Origin of the sequence: Massilia sp. AB1 (assembly GCF_018119385.1) — a bacterium.
GTDB lineage: Bacteria > Pseudomonadota > Gammaproteobacteria > Burkholderiales > Burkholderiaceae_D > Telluria.
The window spans coordinates 1-1,316 of the sequence record NZ_JAGKSG010000103.1; the positions used below are offsets into that span (position 1 = coordinate 1).

General features: G+C 57.9%; 1 protein-coding gene. It reads left to right on the top strand.

The genetic code is table 11. The features are described 5' to 3' along the window. The first annotated feature begins 107 nt into the window (after positions 1 to 107). Positions 108 to 1,310, top strand: a complete 1,203-nt coding sequence (locus J8847_RS23975; RefSeq protein ID WP_211527192.1) for an ISL3 family transposase — start codon at positions 108 to 110, stop codon at positions 1,308 to 1,310. Positions 1,311 to 1,316: the final 6 nt, after the last annotated feature.

Genomic DNA, 1,316 nt, shown 5'->3' on the forward strand with positions numbered 1-1,316 from the left:
ATGGTTCATCACGGATTAGCGGGAAGCGATCCTGTAAACGAAGAAAGCGGTAGAGAGAAGTTAGACTTGTTGTGCGACCAACAAAATCAACTTTTCCCACCGCTTTCATGACGAATCATAATCTTGCCCTCCCGTTCTGGGAAGGGTTCACCGCGTATAAATTGGAGCGTCGTCCTGGCGCAGTGTGGATCGATCTGCGGCGGGATCCCGCCGCGCCGATGGTGTGCAGTGGTTGTGGTCATCATTGCCATCAGGTGCATGAAGCAGGTGTGCGCATCATTCGCGAGCTGCCCATGTTTGGTTTGCCGGTATGGCTGCGTGTGCCTCTCAGGCGTCTGCGCTGCGGCCAATGCGGCACGCGTACTGAGCGAGTAAGCTGGCTCGATCGTCATGCCAGGGTTACCCGTTCCCTGGCCGAGTTTGTAGGTTTGTGGTGCGAGAAGCTGCCAGTTGCCCACGTAAGCAAACTGGCGCAGCTGCACTGGGAGACGGTGCGCAATATCGAGCGCCTCAAGCTGGAACAGGAATTAGCCGCTTTGCCTGCATCACAGCCAACTCGGCTTGTAATGGACGAGTTTGCGCTATTCAAAGGCCACCGCTATGCCACAGTTGTGCTCGATGCCGATACCCGACGTGTGTTGTGGGTTGGCGAAGGACGCAGCCGCGAGGCGATCCGCCCGTTCTTCGAATGGCTCGGCCCTGAACGCTGTGCCAAGATCGAAGCTGTTGCGATGGACATGAATACCGCGTTCGACCTGGAAGTGCAGCAGCAATGCCCGAAGGCGCGCGTGGTCTACGACCTGTTCCACGTCATCGCCAAGTATGGCCGAGAGGTGATCGACCGGGTCCGTGTCGACGAGGCCAACCGCCTGCGAGAAGACCGCCCCCAGCGCAAAGTCGTGAAGCGCTCTCGCTGGCTATTACTGCGCAACCGGGAAAACGTCCCGCCGACGCAGCAGGCGAATCTGGATGAACTGCTGGCCGCCAACCAGACCTTGATGACTGTGTACGTGATGAAGACGACACTCAAGGAGCTCTGGCAGACATCCGGTGGATGGCAATGGCTGCTCGCCTGGCGGAACTGGCTGAGAATGGCGCGCGACAGCGGCATCGAACCGCTTCAAAAATTCGCTACCAAGCTCAAGTCCTATTGGCGAGGCATCGCAGCGCGGCTGCGCTGGCCGATGCATACCGGCCAACTCGAAGGCATCAACAACCGCATCAAGGTGATGAAGCGAATGGCTTACGGCTACCGGGATAGCGACTTCTTCTTTCTCAAGATTAAAGCCGCGTTTCCCGGAAATCCGTGAAGAACC